Genomic DNA, 14,690 nt, shown 5'->3' on the forward strand with positions numbered 1-14,690 from the left:
GGGCAGGGCATCGGTTGCATAACGCGCAATGTACTAAATATGGCGCGAAATGCAACCCGCGCTGCGCAGATGATGCCAAGTTTGGCTCATTTTATCCCGCAATAGTTGCACACATTCGTATGCACCCCGGTCGGGCGCGGGCGGATCAGCGCCCCTCGTCCGGGGCGGCGGTGGTGAGCGCCAGGGCATGCACCCGCTCGGCCAGCTCGTCGGCGAGCAGGGCGTAGACCATGCGCTGCCGCTCGACCCGCGACTTGCCCGCGAAGGCCGGCGAGACGACGGTGACGTTGAAGTGGGTCTCGCCCTCGGGACGGGCGCCGGCGTGCCCGGCGTGGCGGCCGGATTCGTCGACCACCTCCAGCCGGGTCGGGGCGAGGCCGTCGGTGAGCTTCCGGCGGATGCGTTCGGCGTATGTCATCGGGCACTCCTCGAAGGGGTGGGCGCGAAGGGGTAGCGGGCGGGCTCCACGTGGGCGCCGCGCGGCCGTCCTGTCAAGGCCGATATGCGTGCGGAACCCGGCCCGGCGCCGGCCCGGCGTGCTTGCCAGCGGCCCCGCATCTCCCCATACTTTGCCGATGCAACGCAATCGTGCACGAACGTCCACCCGCTTGTACGAGGAACCGCGCCGCCCGGCCCTGCGGGTGTGCGAACACCCGGGATGTACCGCGGAAGGGGAGCATCGTGCGCCCAAGGGCCGGGACCGGCTCAACGAGTATTTCTGGTTCTGTCTCGACCATGTGCGCGCCTACAACGCGTCCTGGGACTATTACGCCGGCATGACGTCGGAGCAGATCGAGGCGGAGACCCGGCGCGACACCACGTGGCAACGGCCGAGCTGGCCGCTCGGCTACTGGCAGGCCCAGGAGAAGTTCCTGCGCGACCGCGCCGCCCGCGGCTTCGGCTTCGAGTTCGGCCGCAATCCCGGCGAGGAACAGCCCCAGCGCCGCCAGGCCGCCCGCACTCCGGAGGAGGACGCGCTGATCGTCCTCGACCTGACGCCGCCGGTCGACTTCGCCCGCATCAAGGCGCGGTACCGGGAACTGGTCAAGATCCACCATCCCGACGCCAACGGCGGAAACCGCGATGCGGAAGAAAAGCTGAAAGTCATCAATCAGGCCTACAACACGCTGAAAGGCTGTTATGGTGTGTAGGACCTGACAGCCGCCGGCGGCCTTCGCCGCCGGCCGGGGACCGGACCTCTCGCTGCAACGAACAAGATCGCCTCATGCCATCCCAAGGAGCTACGCCGGCCGCTTCGGCCCTGTTCGATCACGTGCCGGACATCAAGGTGTCGGTGCGCCAGACCTTCGGCATCGAGTCCGACATGCAGGTGCCGGCCTTCAGCCAGCGCACCGACCATGTCCCCGACGTCGACGACGCCTACCGCTTCGACCGCGAGACGACGCTGGCCATCCTCGCCGGCTTCGCCCACAACCGGCGCGTCATGGTGCAGGGCTACCACGGCACCGGCAAGTCGACGCACATCGAGCAGGTGGCGGCCCGCCTCAACTGGCCGTGCATCCGCGTCAACCTGGACAGCCACATCAGCCGCATCGACCTGATGGGCAAGGACGCCATCGTCCTGCGCGACGGCCTGCAGGTGACCGAATACCGCGAAGGCATCCTGCCCTGGGCGCTGCAGCACGCCTGCGCCCTGGTCTTCGACGAGTACGACGCCGGCCGCCCCGACGTCATGTTCGTCATCCAGCGCGTGCTGGAGGTCGAGGGCAAGCTGACCCTGCTCGACCAGAACCGGGTGATCCGGCCGCACCCGGCCTTCCGGCTGTTCGCCACCGCCAACACCGTCGGCCTGGGCGACACCACCGGCCTCTACCACGGCACCCAGCAGATCAACCAGGGCCAGATGGACCGCTGGAACATCGTGGCGACGCTCAACTACCTGCCGCACCGCGAGGAGGTGGAGATCATCCTGGCCAAGGCGCCGTCCTACGACACGCCGGAGCGGCGCGACACGGTGAGCGCCATGGTGCGCCTGGCCGACATGACGCGCCAGGGCTTCGTCAACGGCGACATCTCGACGGTGATGAGCCCGCGCACGGTGATCACCTGGGCCGAGAACGCCGACATCTTCGGCGACGTCGCCTTCGCCTTCCGCATCACCTTCCTCAACAAGTGCGACGAGGTGGAGCGGCCGACGGTGGCCGAATACTACCAGCGCTGCTTCGGCACCGAACTGCCGGAGACCGGGGTGGCGGTCAACCTGGTGTGACGCCTCCCGGCGGGCGCCGGCCGGCGGCACGACGGGAGACACGGCGACCGCGGGACCGGGCACCGGTTCCCCGGATGAAGGTCGTGCCGGAGGCGGTCGATGCCCGGGCTCCCGTGCGTGGGCGGCAAACGGTCTCGCTGTCGGCCTTCCGTTCGGTTCCGGGTCGAGCGCCCCCGTTTTCGAGCGGGCGCCGCCCGACCGGGAGACATCCGTGAGATCCCTGTCTGGATCCGCGCGGTCCGTGTGAACCTTGCCCGCGAATCCGCGGCCTTTCGAACAGCGAAGCCGATAAAGATGTCCGATCGCGAATCCCCCCTCGAGACCTTCAAGCGCTCCACCATCGCCACCGTCCGCACGCTGGCCGGGCGCGAGGACGTGCAGGTCGGCTTCTCCCAGGAACCGCCGGGCGTCATCGGCACGCGGGTGCGGGTGCCGGTGCCGGCGCGCGACCTCAACCCCCACGACGTCGCCATGCTGCGCGGCGCGGCCGACGCCGTGGCGCTGCGCCTGCGCTTCCACAACAGCGCCATCCACGCCCACCGCATGCCGCTGGGCGACACCGCCCGCGCCGCCTTCGACGCGATGGAGCAGGCACGCTGCGAGGCGCTGGGCGCGCGCGCCATGGCCGGGGTGGCCGGCAACCTCGCGGCGGCGCTGGACGAGCGCTACCGCAAGCAGGGCTTCGACAAGATGACCGAGCGCGACCAGGCGCCGCTCGCCGAGGTGCTGCGCCTGGTCGCCCGCGAGGCGATGACCGGCGCCGCGCCGCCGGCCTCGGCCCGGCACGCGGTCGACCTCTGGCGCCCCTGGATCCGCGACAAGCTGGGGCACGACCTGCACGCCTTGAGCGACGCCATGGCCGACCAGGACGCCTACGCCCGGGCCGTGCGCTCGCTCCTCTCCGAGCTCGACATGGAGGTCGGCGAGGAGCCGGACACCGAGGAGGAGCAGGAGGAGCAGGACCGCCAGGACTCCGAGGAGAACGAGCAGCCCGCCAACGACGGCCAGACCCGCGGCCAGGACGAGGTGTCGAACCCCAGCGACCAGATGGCGTCGCCCGACATGCAGGACAGCGGCGCCGGCGAGGGGGCCGACGAGGGCGGCGAGGAGGGCGAGGGCGAGCTCGGCGAGGGCGAGGGCGCGGAGGAGCCGGCCGGGCCCGGCGTGCCCTGGCGGCCGGAGTACAACCGGCGCAACGAGGTCGATCCCAACGCCTACAAGGCCTTCACCACCCAGTTCGACGAGACCGTCGACGCCGCCGAGCTGTGCGACCCCGACGAGATGGCGCGCCTGCGCCTGATGCTCGACCAGCAGCTCCAGCATCTCCAGGGCGTCATCGCCAAGCTGGCGAACCGCCTGCAGCGCCGCCTGCTGGCCAAGCAGACCCGCGCCTGGGAGTTCGACCTGGAGGAGGGCATGCTCGACGCCGCCCGGCTGTCGCGGATCGTCGTCAATCCCGTGCTGCCGCTGTCCTACAAGCGGGAGAAGGAGACCGACTTCCGCGACACGGTGGTGTCGCTGCTGATCGACAATTCCGGCTCCATGCGCGGCCGGCCGATCTCCATCGCCGCCATCAGCGCCGACATCCTGGCCCGCACCCTGGAGCGCTGCGCGGTCAAGGTCGAGGTGCTGGGGTTCACCACGCGGGCCTGGAAGGGCGGGCAGGCGCGCGAGCTGTGGCTGCAGCAGGGCAAGCCCGCCGGCCCCGGCCGCCTCAACGACCTGCGCCACATCGTCTACAAATCGGCCGACCAGCCCTGGCGGCGCGCCCGCAAGAACCTCGGCCTGATGCTGCGTGAAGGCATCCTCAAGGAGAACATCGACGGCGAGGCGCTGATGTGGGCGCACAACCGCCTGATCGCCCGGCCCGAGCAGCGCCGCATCCTGATGGTCATCTCCGACGGCGCCCCGGTCGACGACTCGACGCTGTCGGTCAATTCCGGCAACTACCTCGAGCGGCACCTGCGCCAGGTGATCGACTACGTCGAGACGCGCTCGCCGGTGGAGCTGGTGGCCATCGGCATCGGCCACGACGTGACCCGCTACTACCGCCGCGCGGTCACCATCGTCGACGCCGAGCAGCTCGGCGGCACCATGATGAACAAGCTGGCCGAGCTGTTCGACGAGGACGACCGCGCCATGCCGGGACGGCCGGTGCGCCGGCGGGCGTGACGCGCGCCGGCGGGGTTCGGATTTTCAACGCGAAGATTGAAAGAATATAAGAACGAAAGGGGCCTGCGCGTGGCGAGGCCCCTTTCGATCTCCGAATCTTCAAATCCTGGTGCTATAAAACTTGGTCCATCCAAGATTATTGCAGGTTCCGCTGCATTTCCTCGAAGTTGCGGCTGAAGCCGTTGAGCGGGAAATCGATGTCGCGCTTGCCGGCGCGCAGGAAGTTGACCCGCACCAGCACGGTCGAGCCGTTGCGGAACTGGTCGGCGATGCGGCCCGAGACGAAGTTCGGGAACATGCACATGTTGATGGTGGCGATGTGCGTCTCGATGCGTGGCTGGCGGTCGATGCGAATCGCACAGCTCTCGATCAGGCCCTGGCTGGTGGTCAGGAAGAGATGGTAGTCGGTGCCGGTGGGGATGACGCTCAGCGCCACGAAGCCGACCTCGCGGCCCTCGTCGAACAGGCGGTAGATCAGCAGACGGCACGTCTTGGCGTCCGTCATGCGGTCGATCTCGCAGTAGTTGGCCCACGCCCCTTCGGGCCCGAAGTCGGCGCTGGACTTGGCGATATCGACGGCGCTCGCGGGCGTCAGGGTGAGCGCCGACATGATGAGCCCGGCGAGCAGCGTCAAAACAAGTGTCCAGCGCATCGGTGCGGTCCTTTGCGATCCGTTCGGGCTAACCCCGCCCGCATGATATCCTTCGAACGGGCGGGTGCAAGCGTAGTGTTGCGGAAAAACACGCCCTTCAGGTCGCAGGCATTTTAGGCGAAGCCGTATTCGGACCAAGCCATTACGGCGCGGTGGCGCGGCCTCTTCCATGCAGTTGCCACAGCGCTGCGCCACTTCGGCAACAGGTGCGGGCAGGCCGCCCCGCGGCCCCGGTGCCATGCATGCAAACAGTTATCATTCGCGCTTGACAGCCCCTTCCCGCATGGTCAAGGTGGGGCCTTGCGAACAATTCGCAAAGTCAATGGGGATCCGAGCAGAGGGAGTGGACCGAATGTTCAACGCGACGCGCGGGCTGGTGCTTGCCGCACTCGGCGCGGTGATGCTGAGCGCCGGGGCGGCCGGCGCGCAGGACAAGGTGGTCAACGTCTACTCCGCACGCCACTACGACGTCGACAAGGCGCTCTACGAGAATTTCGAGAAGCAGACCGGCATCAAGGTCAACCTGATCGAGGGCAAGGACGACGAGCTGATCGAGCGCCTGCGCAACGAGAGCGGCGCCAGCCCGGCCGACGTCCTCATCACCGTCGACGCCGGCCGCCTGTGGCGGGCGCAGGACGCCGGGATCCTCCAGCCGATCCGGTCCGAGATCCTGGAGAAGGCCATCCCCGCCCACCTGCGCGAGCCCGAGGGCTACTGGTTCGGGCTGTCCAAGCGGGCGCGCATCCTGATCTACAACAAGGTGGCGGTCGATCCGTCGGAGTTGAAGTCCTACGAGGATCTCGCCGATCCCAAGTGGAACGACCGCCTGCTGGTGCGTTCCTCCACCAACGTCTACAACCAGTCCCTCGTCGGCTCGCTGATCGCCGCCCACGGTGCGGAATGGACGCAGACATGGGCCGAGGCGGTGGTCGAGAACATGGCGCGCAAGCCCCAGGGCGGCGACACCGATCAGATCCGCAGCGTCGCCGCCGGCGAAGGCGACGTCGCCGTGTCCAACAGCTACTACTTCGCCCGCCTCGCCGCCTCGGACAAGCCGGAGGATCAGGCGGTGGCGTCGAAGCTGGGCGTCATCTTCCCCAACCAGCAGGGGCGCGGCACCCACGTCAACGTGTCCGGCGGCGCCGTCGTCAAGAACGCGCCGCACCGGGACGAGGCCGTCCGGTTCCTGGAGTACCTCGTCACCCCCGAGGCGCAGAAGATCTTCACCGAGCTGAACTTCGAGTACCCGATCGTCGCCGGGGCCGAGGTCGCGCCGGTGGTCGCCGCCTGGGGGCCGTTCAAGGAGGACGAGCTCAACGCCGCCGTCTACGGCAAGAACAACGAGGAGGCGTTGAAGATCATGGACCGCGCCGGCTGGAAGTAAGCCACCGGCCGGAGCGGTTCAGTCGAGGGCGCGCCCGGCGGAGGGGCGCGCCCTTTTCCTCTGTGCGGGGCCCGTCAGAACCGGCCTTCCTCGAAGTCGCGGTAGGCCTGCAGCACCTCCTCGCGGGTGTTCATGACGACGGGGCCGCCCCACGCCACCGGCTCGCCGATGGGACGGCCGGCCAGCAACAGCGCCCGCGCCCCTCGCGGCCCGGCGGCGACGGCGGCGTGGTCGCCATCGTCGCCCAGCACGGCGACGCCGAGCGCCTCCACCGGCGTTCCGGCGACCGTGGCGGCGCCTTCGTAGACGACGACCGCCGCGCTGTGGCCGGCGGTGAGCGGCTCGGCGAAGCGGCCGCCCGGCGGCAGGACCACGTCGAGGTAGCGGGCGTCCGTCGCCTCGGCGCGGATCGGCCCGGCGGTGCCGTGCGACGTGGTGCCGGCGATCACCGTGACGGCGACGCCGCCGTCGCGGGCCTCGACGGGAATGCGCGGGGCCGGGTACTCCTGGTAGGCCGGGTCGCACATCTTCAGCCGCGCCGGCAGGTTGATCCACAGCTGGAAGCCGCGCATCTCGCCTTCGGTCTGCTCCGGCATCTCGGAATGAAGGATGCCGCGCCCGGCCGTCATCCACTGCACGCCGCCGGTCTCGATGACGCCGGAATGGCCGCGGTTGTCGGCGTGGCGCATGCGGCCCGCCAGCATGTAGGTCACCGTCTCGAAGCCGCGGTGGGGATGCTCGGGGAAGCCGGCGATGTAGGCGCCGGGATCGTCGGAGCCGAAGAAGTCCAGCATCAGGAACGGGTCCAGCATGCGCAGGCGCGGCGTGCCGATCAGCCGCGTCAGGCGGACGCCGGCGCCGTCCGAGGTCTCCATCCCGGGGACGGTGGCGAGGACGGAACGGGCGGTGCCGGCTTGGGAATGGGTCATGGGAACGCTCCCGGCGGTGGGGGACTGCGCAACAGGTAGGCGCTTGCGCACCGTCCGCACAGCCGTTTCCGGCGCGCCACTCCGTTGCGTGCCGGACAACAATCGGATCAGTCGCTCTGCCCCGGCCGGGTGTGGCGGATCGAGCGGCTGAGCAGCACCACCGGCAGGATGCCGACGGCGACGATGGCCAGCGCCGGCATCGCCGCCTCGGTCAGCCGCTCGTCGGAAGCGAGCGTGTAGGCCCGCACCGCCAGGGTGTCGAAGTTGAAGGGCCGCACGATCATGGTCGCCGGCAGTTCCTTCATGACGTCGACGAACACCAGCAGCGCCGCCGTCAGCAGGCTGCCGGCCATGATGGGGGCGTGCACGCGCACCAGCGTCTGCCCCGCCGTCTTGCCCAGCACCCGCGCCGCGTGGTCCATGGTCGGGCGGACCTTGCCGAGGCTCGCCTCCACCGTGTTGAGGGAGACGGCGAGGAAGCGCACGAGATAGGCGAACAGCACCGCGGCGATGGTGCCGCTGAGCAGCAGCCCGGTGGAGACCCCGAAATTGGTCCGCATGAAGGCGTCGACCGCGTTGTCGAAGTGGGCGAAGGGGATCAGCACGCCGACCGCGATGACCGAACCGGGGATGGCGTACCCCATGGCCGCCACCCGGACCGCGCCCTTGAGCACCGGCGAGGGGTGCAGGCGCTGGCCGTAGGCCAGCACCAGCGCCAGGGCGACCGCCAGCAGCGCCGCCAGCGCCGCCAGGGTGAAGCTGTTCGCCGCCAGCTCGAAGAAGGTGCGGCGCAGGCGGTCGTCGCCGACGGTGACGGCCATGTGCAGCAGCACCCCCGCCGGCACCACGAAGCCCAGCAGCAGCGGCAGCCCGCAGGCGGCCAGCGCCAGCCCGCCGCGCCAGCCGGCGAGGCGGCGGCGCGGCAGGTTGCGGTAGCGGGTGGTGGTGTGATGGTAGCGGGCTTGGCGGCGCGACCAGCGCTCCAGCAGGATCAGCGCCAGCACGAACAGCATCAGGGTGGCGGCGAGCTGGGCCGCGGCCACCGGGTTGCCCATGGCAAACCAGGTGCGGTAGATGCCGGTGGTGAAGGTGTTGACCGCGAAGTACTGGACCGTGCCGAAATCGGCCAGCACCTCCATCAGCACCAGCGCCAGCCCGGCGACGATGGAGGGACGGGCCAGCGGCAGCGCCACCGAGAAGAAGCTGCGCCACGGCCCGCGGCCGAGCGTGCGGCTGACCTCCAGCACGCACACCGACTGCTCCAGGAAGGCGGCCCGCGACAGCAGATAGACGTAGGGGTAGAGGACCAGCGTCATCATCGTCGCCGCCCCCTCCACCGTGCGGATGTCGGGGAACCAGTAGTCCCGCCGGGTCCAGCCGAAGGCGTCGCGCAGCGCCGTCTGCACGGGGCCGACGTACTGCAGCAGGTCGGTGTAGGTGTAGGCCATGACGTAGGCCGGCACCGCCATGGGCAGCAGCAGCGCCCATTCCAGGGTGCGGCTGCCGGGAAACCGGCACATGGTGACCAGCCACGCCGTGCCGACGCCGATGACCAGCGTGCCGACGCCGACGCCGGCCACCAGGCGGACCGTGTTGGTCACGTACTCCCACAGCACCGTCTCGGCCAGATGCTGCCAGACGCCGCCGCTCGGCAGGAGGACGCGGCTCGCCACCACCAGCACGGGCAGGGCGACGAGCAGGGCGATCAGCAGGGTCGCCGCCGTCCAGGCGTTGGGCAGGCGACGGCGGGTCGGGGCGGCGGCCTTCAGGGCGGGGGTCGTCGGGGCGGCGTGGAAGGTGTCGGAGGTCAACGCGGCGGTTCCGGATGAATGGCCCTACGGGGGAGCGGGAATACTGGCACAGTCTGAGAATGGGTCGCAATGACAAGCGCGGGACCGGCGCGTCGGCACCGCTCATCCACATGCTCCCTTGCGCGCCGACGATTGCTCCGGCCAAGTGTGGCAAACCGCGCCGGGGCGAACCCGGGTGGGCCGGAGGGAACGGATAGGGGCGGGCATGACGCCGCAGCAGATGGACGCGGTCCGCCGCAGCTTCGACAAGATGACGGCCTTCAACGCGCTGGCCGGCGTGCAGTTCTGCGAGCACCTGTTCGCGATCGACCCGACCTTGCGCCGCCGGCTCGACGGCGATCTCGACGAACAGGGGCGGGGCGTCATGCGCAGCCTCGCCGCGGCGATCCGCCACCTGTCGGATCCCGGTGCCGCCGCCGCCGCGCTGCTGCGCGACCCCGCGGGCGACGTGCTGGGCACGCCGTCGGCCGCCGTCGCCGAGGCCCTGCTGTGGACCCTGAAGAACAATCTCGGGCCCGAGTTCACCCCCGAGGTCCGCGCCGCCTGGCTGGCGCTCCATGATCTCGTGATCGCCGCGGCGGCGCGCAACTGACGGCGGCGTCGCGGCCGTCCGCTCCCCGGAAAGCCGCGGTTTGCGGCGTCCTTCCCTATGGCGCTGTCGGATCGAGCGTGCTACCAAGCCCGGTCCCCGCCCGAGCCCGTCCCATCCGTTTCCGTTTCCTAGGCCATGCAGACGTTCCTGGAATTCGAAAAGCCGATTGCCGAACTGGAAGGCAAGATCGAGGAGCTGCGTCATCTCACCGACGCCGGCGACATCAACATCGCCGACGAGGTGAGCAAGCTGGAGGCGAAGGTCGACAAGCTGCTGCGGCAGACCTACGCCAAGCTCACCCCGGCGCAGAAGGTCCAGGTGGCCCGCCACCCCAACCGGCCGCACTGCCTGGACTACGTGCGCGCGCTGATCGACGACTTCACGCCGCTGGCCGGCGACCGGCACTTCGCCGAGGATCAGGCGGTGGTCGGCGGCCTCGGCCGCTTCCGCGGCCGGTCGGTGGTGGTGATCGGCCAGGAGAAGGGCAACGACACCGAGTCGCGCGTGCGGCACAATTTCGGCATGGCGAAGCCGGAGGGCTACCGCAAGGCGCAGCGCCTGATGCAGCTGGCCGACCGCTTCGGCCTGCCGGTGGTCACCCTGGTCGACACCGCCGGCGCCTATCCCGGCGTCGGCGCCGAGGAGCGCGGCCAGGCCGAGGCCATCGCCAAGAGCATCGAGTCGTGCCTGCGGCTGACGGTGCCGATGGTCGCCACGGTCATCGGCGAGGGCGGCTCGGGCGGCGCCATCGCCATCGCCGCCGCCGACCGCGTGCTGATGCTCGAGCACGCGATCTACTCCGTGATCTCGCCGGAGGGCTGCGCGTCGATCCTGTGGCGCAGCTCCGACATGGCGGGGGAGGCGGCGATCGCCTTGCGCCTGACCGGCCAGGACCTCAAGGAACTGGGCGTCATCGACCGCATCGTCAACGAGCCGATCGGCGGCGCCCACCGCGCGCCGGCGGAAACGTTCCAGGCGCTGGGCGACGCCATCGAGGAGTCGCTGCGCGAGGTCGACGGGCTGGACGGCGCCGCCCTGCGCGCCGCCCGGCGCGAGAAGTTCCTGGAGATGGGCCAGAAGGGGCTGGGCTGAGGCCATGGCCGCGGACCGTCGCGTGCTGCCGGTCGCCGCCGCGGTCAACCTCGGGGCCGTCGCGGTCACCCTCGCCCTGCTGGCGGTCCTGGCCCCGCTGTTCCCACCCCCCGCCGAGGCGGACCGGCTGGCGCTGGCGGCGCGCCTGTCCCTGTGGCCCGCCGCGGTGCTGTTCGCCATGGCCGTCGGCGTCATGGCGGCGCGCGGACGGCACCTCGCCCTCAACCCGATCGACGACCCGGAGAGCCGCTCCTACCGGGTGGCACAGCGGACGCTGACGAACAGCGTCGAGCAGACCTCCGTCTTCCTGCCGGGGCTGTGGGCGCTGGCGGCGACGATGCCCGCCGACCGGCTGGGCCTGCCCGCCCTCTTCGTGGCGCTGTTCGTGGCCGGGCGCCTGCTGTTCTGGGCCGGCTACCACGTCCATCCCTACGCCCGCGCGCCGGGCATGGCGATGTCCTTCACCGTCAGCGCCGTGGTGCTGGGCTGGGCCGTCGCGCTGGCCCTCGGCTGGGTGGCGTGACGGAGGCCCCGCGGCCCGCCTACAGCCAGCGTTTCCAGCGGAAGAACCAGAGCGAGGCGACCGCCGACAGCACCATGGTGGCCAGCGCCAGGGGGTAGCCCCACGGCGTGTCCTCGCCCGGGATGGCGGCGAAGTTCATGCCGTAGATGCTGGCGACCAGGGTCGGCGGGAAGAGCGCCGCCGAGGCGACGCTGACGATCTTGACGATCTCGTTCTGCTGGGCGCCGATCCGCCCCAGGGTGGTGTCGAGCCGCAGCTTCACCTTGCCGGAGAGGAACTGGGCGTACTCGTCGAGGCCGCGGGCGTCCATCAGCGCGCCGCGCGCCCAGCGCCGCGTCTTCTTGCCGACCGGCCCCTCGCCGCGCGCCAGGGCGTCGAGCACGCGGACCATGGACGCCAGGCTCTCGTGCGCCTTGGCGAAGAGGTGGCCGGCCTGGCCGGCGCGCTTGAGCGCGTCGCCGGCGTCGCCGCCCAGGGTGCCGTCGCCGGCGGCGTCGAGCTCGCCGGCGGTGCGGCGCAGGACGCCGGCGGTGCGTTCCAGCGTCCCGTCGATCAGCGCCGCCAGCACCGAAGCCGCGGTGCCGCCGGGAAGGCCGCGGTGGGCGGCGCGGCGGCGCACGGTCAGGAAGGTCTGGGGATCGACGTGGTGCAGGGTCACCACCCGGCCGGGGGTCAGCACGAAGCCGACCGGGGTCAGGCGCGGCGTGTCGGTGTCGGTCCACACCAGCGTCAGGACGGTCGCGTGCAGCGCCCCCGCCACCAGGCGCAGGCGGCTGGACTCCTCGATCTCGGCCATCTGCTCGCGGGTCGGCAGGCGGCGGCCGGTCAGCGCCTCGACGCGGGCGATCTCCTCGGGCGTCGGGTCGAGCAGGTCGATCCACACCGCGGCCTCGGGCAGCGGGCCGGACGCGGTCTCGGCGCCCTTGGCCCAGCGCAGCGTGCCGTCGTCGTTGACGAAGACGTGCAGCATGGCGGGGGCGTCCGCTCGGGGGTCAGGCGATGCGGCCGATGCGCCGCGGCTTCAGCGGGTGCGCACGGTCGCCATCGGCGCGCTCGGGACGGCGGGCGTCGCCGGCGCCCTCCCGGGGCACGAGATCGGGCGAGGCCCCCTCGTGGCGCAGCGCGTCCTCCAGCCGCCGGCGGAACTCCCCGTCGTCGTCGCGCCCGTCGAGGAAGCGGGCGACGGCGGCGCGGGCGGTGTCGCGGTCGAACGGCACCTTGCCGAAGGCGGCGAGCCGCGCCCGGTCGAGGAGCTTGGGGTCGAGGCCGCGACGGATCTCCGCCATCCGCCGCAGCAGGTCCTTGCGCAGGTCGTTCATCGGCGCCCCCTCGCCGTCACTCCCGGCCGATCAGGGTGCCGGCGCCGCCCTCGGTGAAGATCTCCAGCAGCAGCGCGTGCGGCACCCGGCCGTCGAGGACGACGGCGGCGTCGACGCCCTGCTCGACGGCGTCGATGCAGGTCTCGATCTTCGGGATCATGCCGCCCGACGCGGTGCCGTCGGCGATGCAGCGCCGCGCCTCCTCCAGGGTCAGGCGCGGGATCAGGGTCTTCGACTTGTCGAGCACGCCGGCGACGTCGGTCAGCAGGAAGAAGCGCGTCGCCCCCAGCGCCGCGGCGACGGCGCCGGCGGCGGTGTCGGCGTTGATGTTGTAGGTCTCGCCCTGGCGGTCGACGCCGACCGGGGCGATGACGGGGATGATGTCGGCGTCGGCCAGGCTTTCGAGGATCGCCGGGTTGACCTGGTACGGCTCGCCGACGAAGCCGAGGTCGAGCACCCTCTCGATGTTGCTGTCGGGGTCGCGCTGGGTGCGGCGCACCTTGCGGGCGATCAGCAGCTGGCCGTCCTTGCCCGACAGGCCGACGGCGCGGCCGCCGGCCTGGTTGATGGCCGAGACGATCTGCTTGTTGATGGAGCCGGCGAGCACCATCTCGACCACCTCCACCGTCTCCTTGTCGGTGACGCGCAGGCCGTCGATGAAGGAGCTCTTGATCTTGAGGCGCTCCAGCATCTGTCCGATCTGCGGACCGCCACCGTGCACCACCACCGGATTGATGCCGACCTGCTTCAGCAGCACGATGTCGCGGGCGAACATCTCCGCCAGCCGGTCGTCGCCCATCGCGTGGCCGCCGTACTTGATGACGAAGGTGCGCCCGGCGTAGCGGCGCATGTAGGGGAGCGCTTCGGACAAGGTGCGGGCTTTCGCCAGCCACTCTTCACGGTCGGTCATCGGTGGGGGCGCGCCAATCGTCGGGGTGGACATGTCCTCGGACTCTTAACGGAAGCGTGTCCCCCTGCCTAGGGGGCTTTCGGCCGCCGGGCTGGCATTTTTCGCGCCGGATCGGGGCCGTCCGGGGAACCGTCGCACCGCCGCCGCGGTTCCCGCAGGGCAGGAGCAACCAGAGCGAGGCCACCGGACATGACCGGGCGCAAGACCGCCGAAGAGGCCGAGAAGCTGTACGATTCCCCCGACCGCCGCGAGGTCGAGGAGGCCAACAAGAAGATCCGGGAGGAGTCGGGCAAGCCGCGGGCGCCGCTGCTGCCGGGCGAGAAGAACCTGCCGCCGGACTGAGCGCGTTTGCCCGGATCGGCGGTCCCTGTGGCCCGGTTCAGCGCTCGGCCAGCCGGGCCAGGGCGGCCCGCAGCTCGGCGATGCCGGCGCCGGTCTCGGAGCTGGTGGGATGCACCTCGGGGAAGGCTGCGGGGTGCTTCTTGAGGTCGGCCAGGGTGCGGGCCTGGACCGCCGCGAGCGCCGCCGGCTTCACCTTGTCGGCCTTGGTCAGCACCACCTGGTAGGGCACCGCCGCCTGGTCGAGCATGGTCATGATCTCGCTGTCGTTGGGCTTCAGCCCGTGGCGGGCGTCGATCAGCACGCAGGCCCGGCGCAGCGTCACCCGGCCGCGCAGGAAGCGCCGGACCAGATCGGTCCACGCCGCCACCTTCTCCTTGGATTCCTTGGCGTAGCCGTAGCCCGGCATGTCGACCAGCTGCAGCCGGCCGCCGAGGTTGAAGAAGTTGAGCTGCTGCGTCCGCCCCGGCGTGTTGGAGGTGCGGGCGAGCGTCTTGCGGCCGGTGAGCGCGTTGATCAGGCTCGACTTGCCGACGTTGGAGCGGCCGGCGAAGGCGACCTCCGGCAGGGTCGCCTCCGGCAACTGGTCGACGACGGCGGCGCCCCACACGAAGTCGCAGGGCTGGGCGAACAGCAGCCGCCCCGCTTCGAGCTCGGCCGCGTCGAGGCCGCCGGTCAGGGTGGGCGGTTGGGTCATGATGGCGCTCCGCGCGGACGTCCTCCCCCGGCGCGGGGCC

General features: G+C 70.9%; 16 protein-coding genes. 8 read left to right on the plus strand and 8 right to left on the minus strand.

Translation table 11 applies throughout. From position 1 onward, the window contains the following. Positions 1 to 145: 145 nt before the first annotated feature. On the minus strand, positions 146 to 418 hold the full coding sequence (locus ACSBPG_RS10955) for a BolA family protein (protein WP_435537195.1): 273 nt from the start codon (positions 416 to 418) through the stop codon (positions 146 to 148). A 190-nt stretch (positions 419 to 608) separates the two neighbouring features. On the opposite strand from ACSBPG_RS10955, the gene ACSBPG_RS10960 reads away from it, so the two are divergent. The 3 genes from ACSBPG_RS10960 (at position 609) to cobT (ending at position 4,402) form a co-directional block, all read left to right on the plus strand. Continuing rightward, positions 609 to 1,151 (plus strand): J domain-containing protein, encoded by a 543-nt coding sequence (locus tag ACSBPG_RS10960; protein ID WP_435537196.1) that lies wholly within the window; start codon positions 609 to 611, stop codon positions 1,149 to 1,151. A gap of 74 nt (positions 1,152 to 1,225) precedes the next feature. Further along, the gene (gene cobS, locus ACSBPG_RS10965; protein WP_435537197.1) at positions 1,226 to 2,230 is read left to right on the plus strand and encodes a cobaltochelatase subunit CobS; all 1,005 of its coding nucleotides are present in this window, start codon (positions 1,226 to 1,228) and stop codon (positions 2,228 to 2,230) included. A 294-nt stretch (positions 2,231 to 2,524) separates the two neighbouring features. Beyond that, positions 2,525 to 4,402, plus strand: a complete 1,878-nt coding sequence (gene cobT / locus ACSBPG_RS10970; RefSeq protein ID WP_435537198.1) for a cobaltochelatase subunit CobT — start codon at positions 2,525 to 2,527, stop codon at positions 4,400 to 4,402. Positions 4,403 to 4,538: 136 nt separating this feature from the next. On the opposite strand, the gene ACSBPG_RS10975 is transcribed toward cobT, so the two are convergent. Then, positions 4,539 to 5,054, minus strand: coding sequence for a hypothetical protein (locus ACSBPG_RS10975; RefSeq protein WP_435537199.1), 516 nt, complete (start codon positions 5,052 to 5,054; stop codon positions 4,539 to 4,541). Between the two features lie 352 nt (positions 5,055 to 5,406). Between ACSBPG_RS10975 and ACSBPG_RS10980 the strand changes: the two genes are divergently transcribed. Beyond that, positions 5,407 to 6,438 carry a Fe(3+) ABC transporter substrate-binding protein gene (locus ACSBPG_RS10980; RefSeq protein WP_435537200.1) on the plus strand — a complete coding sequence of 344 codons (1,032 nt, stop codon included), beginning with the start codon at positions 5,407 to 5,409 and terminating at the stop codon, positions 6,436 to 6,438. Between the two features lie 74 nt (positions 6,439 to 6,512). Here the strand turns inward: ACSBPG_RS10980 and ACSBPG_RS10985 are convergent, their stop codons facing one another. Together ACSBPG_RS10985 and ACSBPG_RS10990 are read right to left on the minus strand one after the other, a co-directional pair. Beyond that, on the minus strand, positions 6,513 to 7,367 hold the full coding sequence (locus ACSBPG_RS10985) for a pirin family protein (RefSeq protein ID WP_435537201.1): 855 nt from the start codon (positions 7,365 to 7,367) through the stop codon (positions 6,513 to 6,515). A gap of 107 nt (positions 7,368 to 7,474) precedes the next feature. Further along, entirely contained in the window at positions 7,475 to 9,178 is a 1,704-nt protein-coding gene (locus ACSBPG_RS10990) for an ABC transporter permease (protein ID WP_435537202.1), read from the minus strand. 205 nt (positions 9,179 to 9,383) lie between these two features. On the opposite strand from ACSBPG_RS10990, the gene ACSBPG_RS10995 reads away from it, so the two are divergent. From ACSBPG_RS10995 to ACSBPG_RS11005, 3 genes are all read left to right on the plus strand, one after another. Then, complete coding sequence (locus ACSBPG_RS10995; protein ID WP_435537203.1) at positions 9,384 to 9,770, plus strand: hypothetical protein; 387 nt, start codon at positions 9,384 to 9,386, stop codon at positions 9,768 to 9,770. Between the two features lie 135 nt (positions 9,771 to 9,905). Next, positions 9,906 to 10,862 (plus strand): acetyl-CoA carboxylase carboxyltransferase subunit alpha, encoded by a 957-nt coding sequence (locus ACSBPG_RS11000; RefSeq protein WP_435537204.1) that lies wholly within the window; start codon positions 9,906 to 9,908, stop codon positions 10,860 to 10,862. 4 nt (positions 10,863 to 10,866) lie between these two features. Next, on the plus strand, positions 10,867 to 11,385 hold the full coding sequence (locus ACSBPG_RS11005; RefSeq protein WP_435537205.1) for an MAPEG family protein: 519 nt from the start codon (positions 10,867 to 10,869) through the stop codon (positions 11,383 to 11,385). A gap of 19 nt (positions 11,386 to 11,404) precedes the next feature. On the opposite strand, the gene ACSBPG_RS11010 is transcribed toward ACSBPG_RS11005, so the two are convergent. Genes ACSBPG_RS11010 through argB form a run of 3 tightly spaced genes read right to left on the minus strand, consistent with a single transcriptional unit; the run spans position 11,405 to position 13,614 of the window. Beyond that, positions 11,405 to 12,355, minus strand: a complete 951-nt coding sequence (locus ACSBPG_RS11010; RefSeq protein WP_435537206.1) for a CorA family divalent cation transporter — start codon at positions 12,353 to 12,355, stop codon at positions 11,405 to 11,407. Between the two features lie 22 nt (positions 12,356 to 12,377). Further along, positions 12,378 to 12,704, minus strand: coding sequence for a hypothetical protein (locus ACSBPG_RS11015; RefSeq protein ID WP_435537207.1), 327 nt, complete (start codon positions 12,702 to 12,704; stop codon positions 12,378 to 12,380). Between the two features lie 16 nt (positions 12,705 to 12,720). Beyond that, complete coding sequence (gene argB / locus ACSBPG_RS11020) at positions 12,721 to 13,614, minus strand: acetylglutamate kinase (RefSeq protein ID WP_435537208.1); 894 nt, start codon at positions 13,612 to 13,614, stop codon at positions 12,721 to 12,723. 189 nt (positions 13,615 to 13,803) lie between these two features. On the opposite strand from argB, the gene ACSBPG_RS11025 reads away from it, so the two are divergent. Further along, positions 13,804 to 13,956, plus strand: a complete 153-nt coding sequence (locus tag ACSBPG_RS11025) for a hypothetical protein (protein ID WP_435537209.1) — start codon at positions 13,804 to 13,806, stop codon at positions 13,954 to 13,956. A gap of 37 nt (positions 13,957 to 13,993) precedes the next feature. Here the strand turns inward: ACSBPG_RS11025 and yihA are convergent, their stop codons facing one another. Next, the gene (yihA, locus tag ACSBPG_RS11030) at positions 13,994 to 14,650 is read right to left on the minus strand and encodes a ribosome biogenesis GTP-binding protein YihA/YsxC (RefSeq protein ID WP_435537210.1); all 657 of its coding nucleotides are present in this window, start codon (positions 14,648 to 14,650) and stop codon (positions 13,994 to 13,996) included. Between the last annotated feature and the right edge of the window lie 40 nt (positions 14,651 to 14,690).

The organism is Azospirillum sp. ST 5-10, from assembly GCF_051225715.1.
Taxonomy (GTDB): domain Bacteria; phylum Pseudomonadota; class Alphaproteobacteria; order Azospirillales; family Azospirillaceae; genus Azospirillum.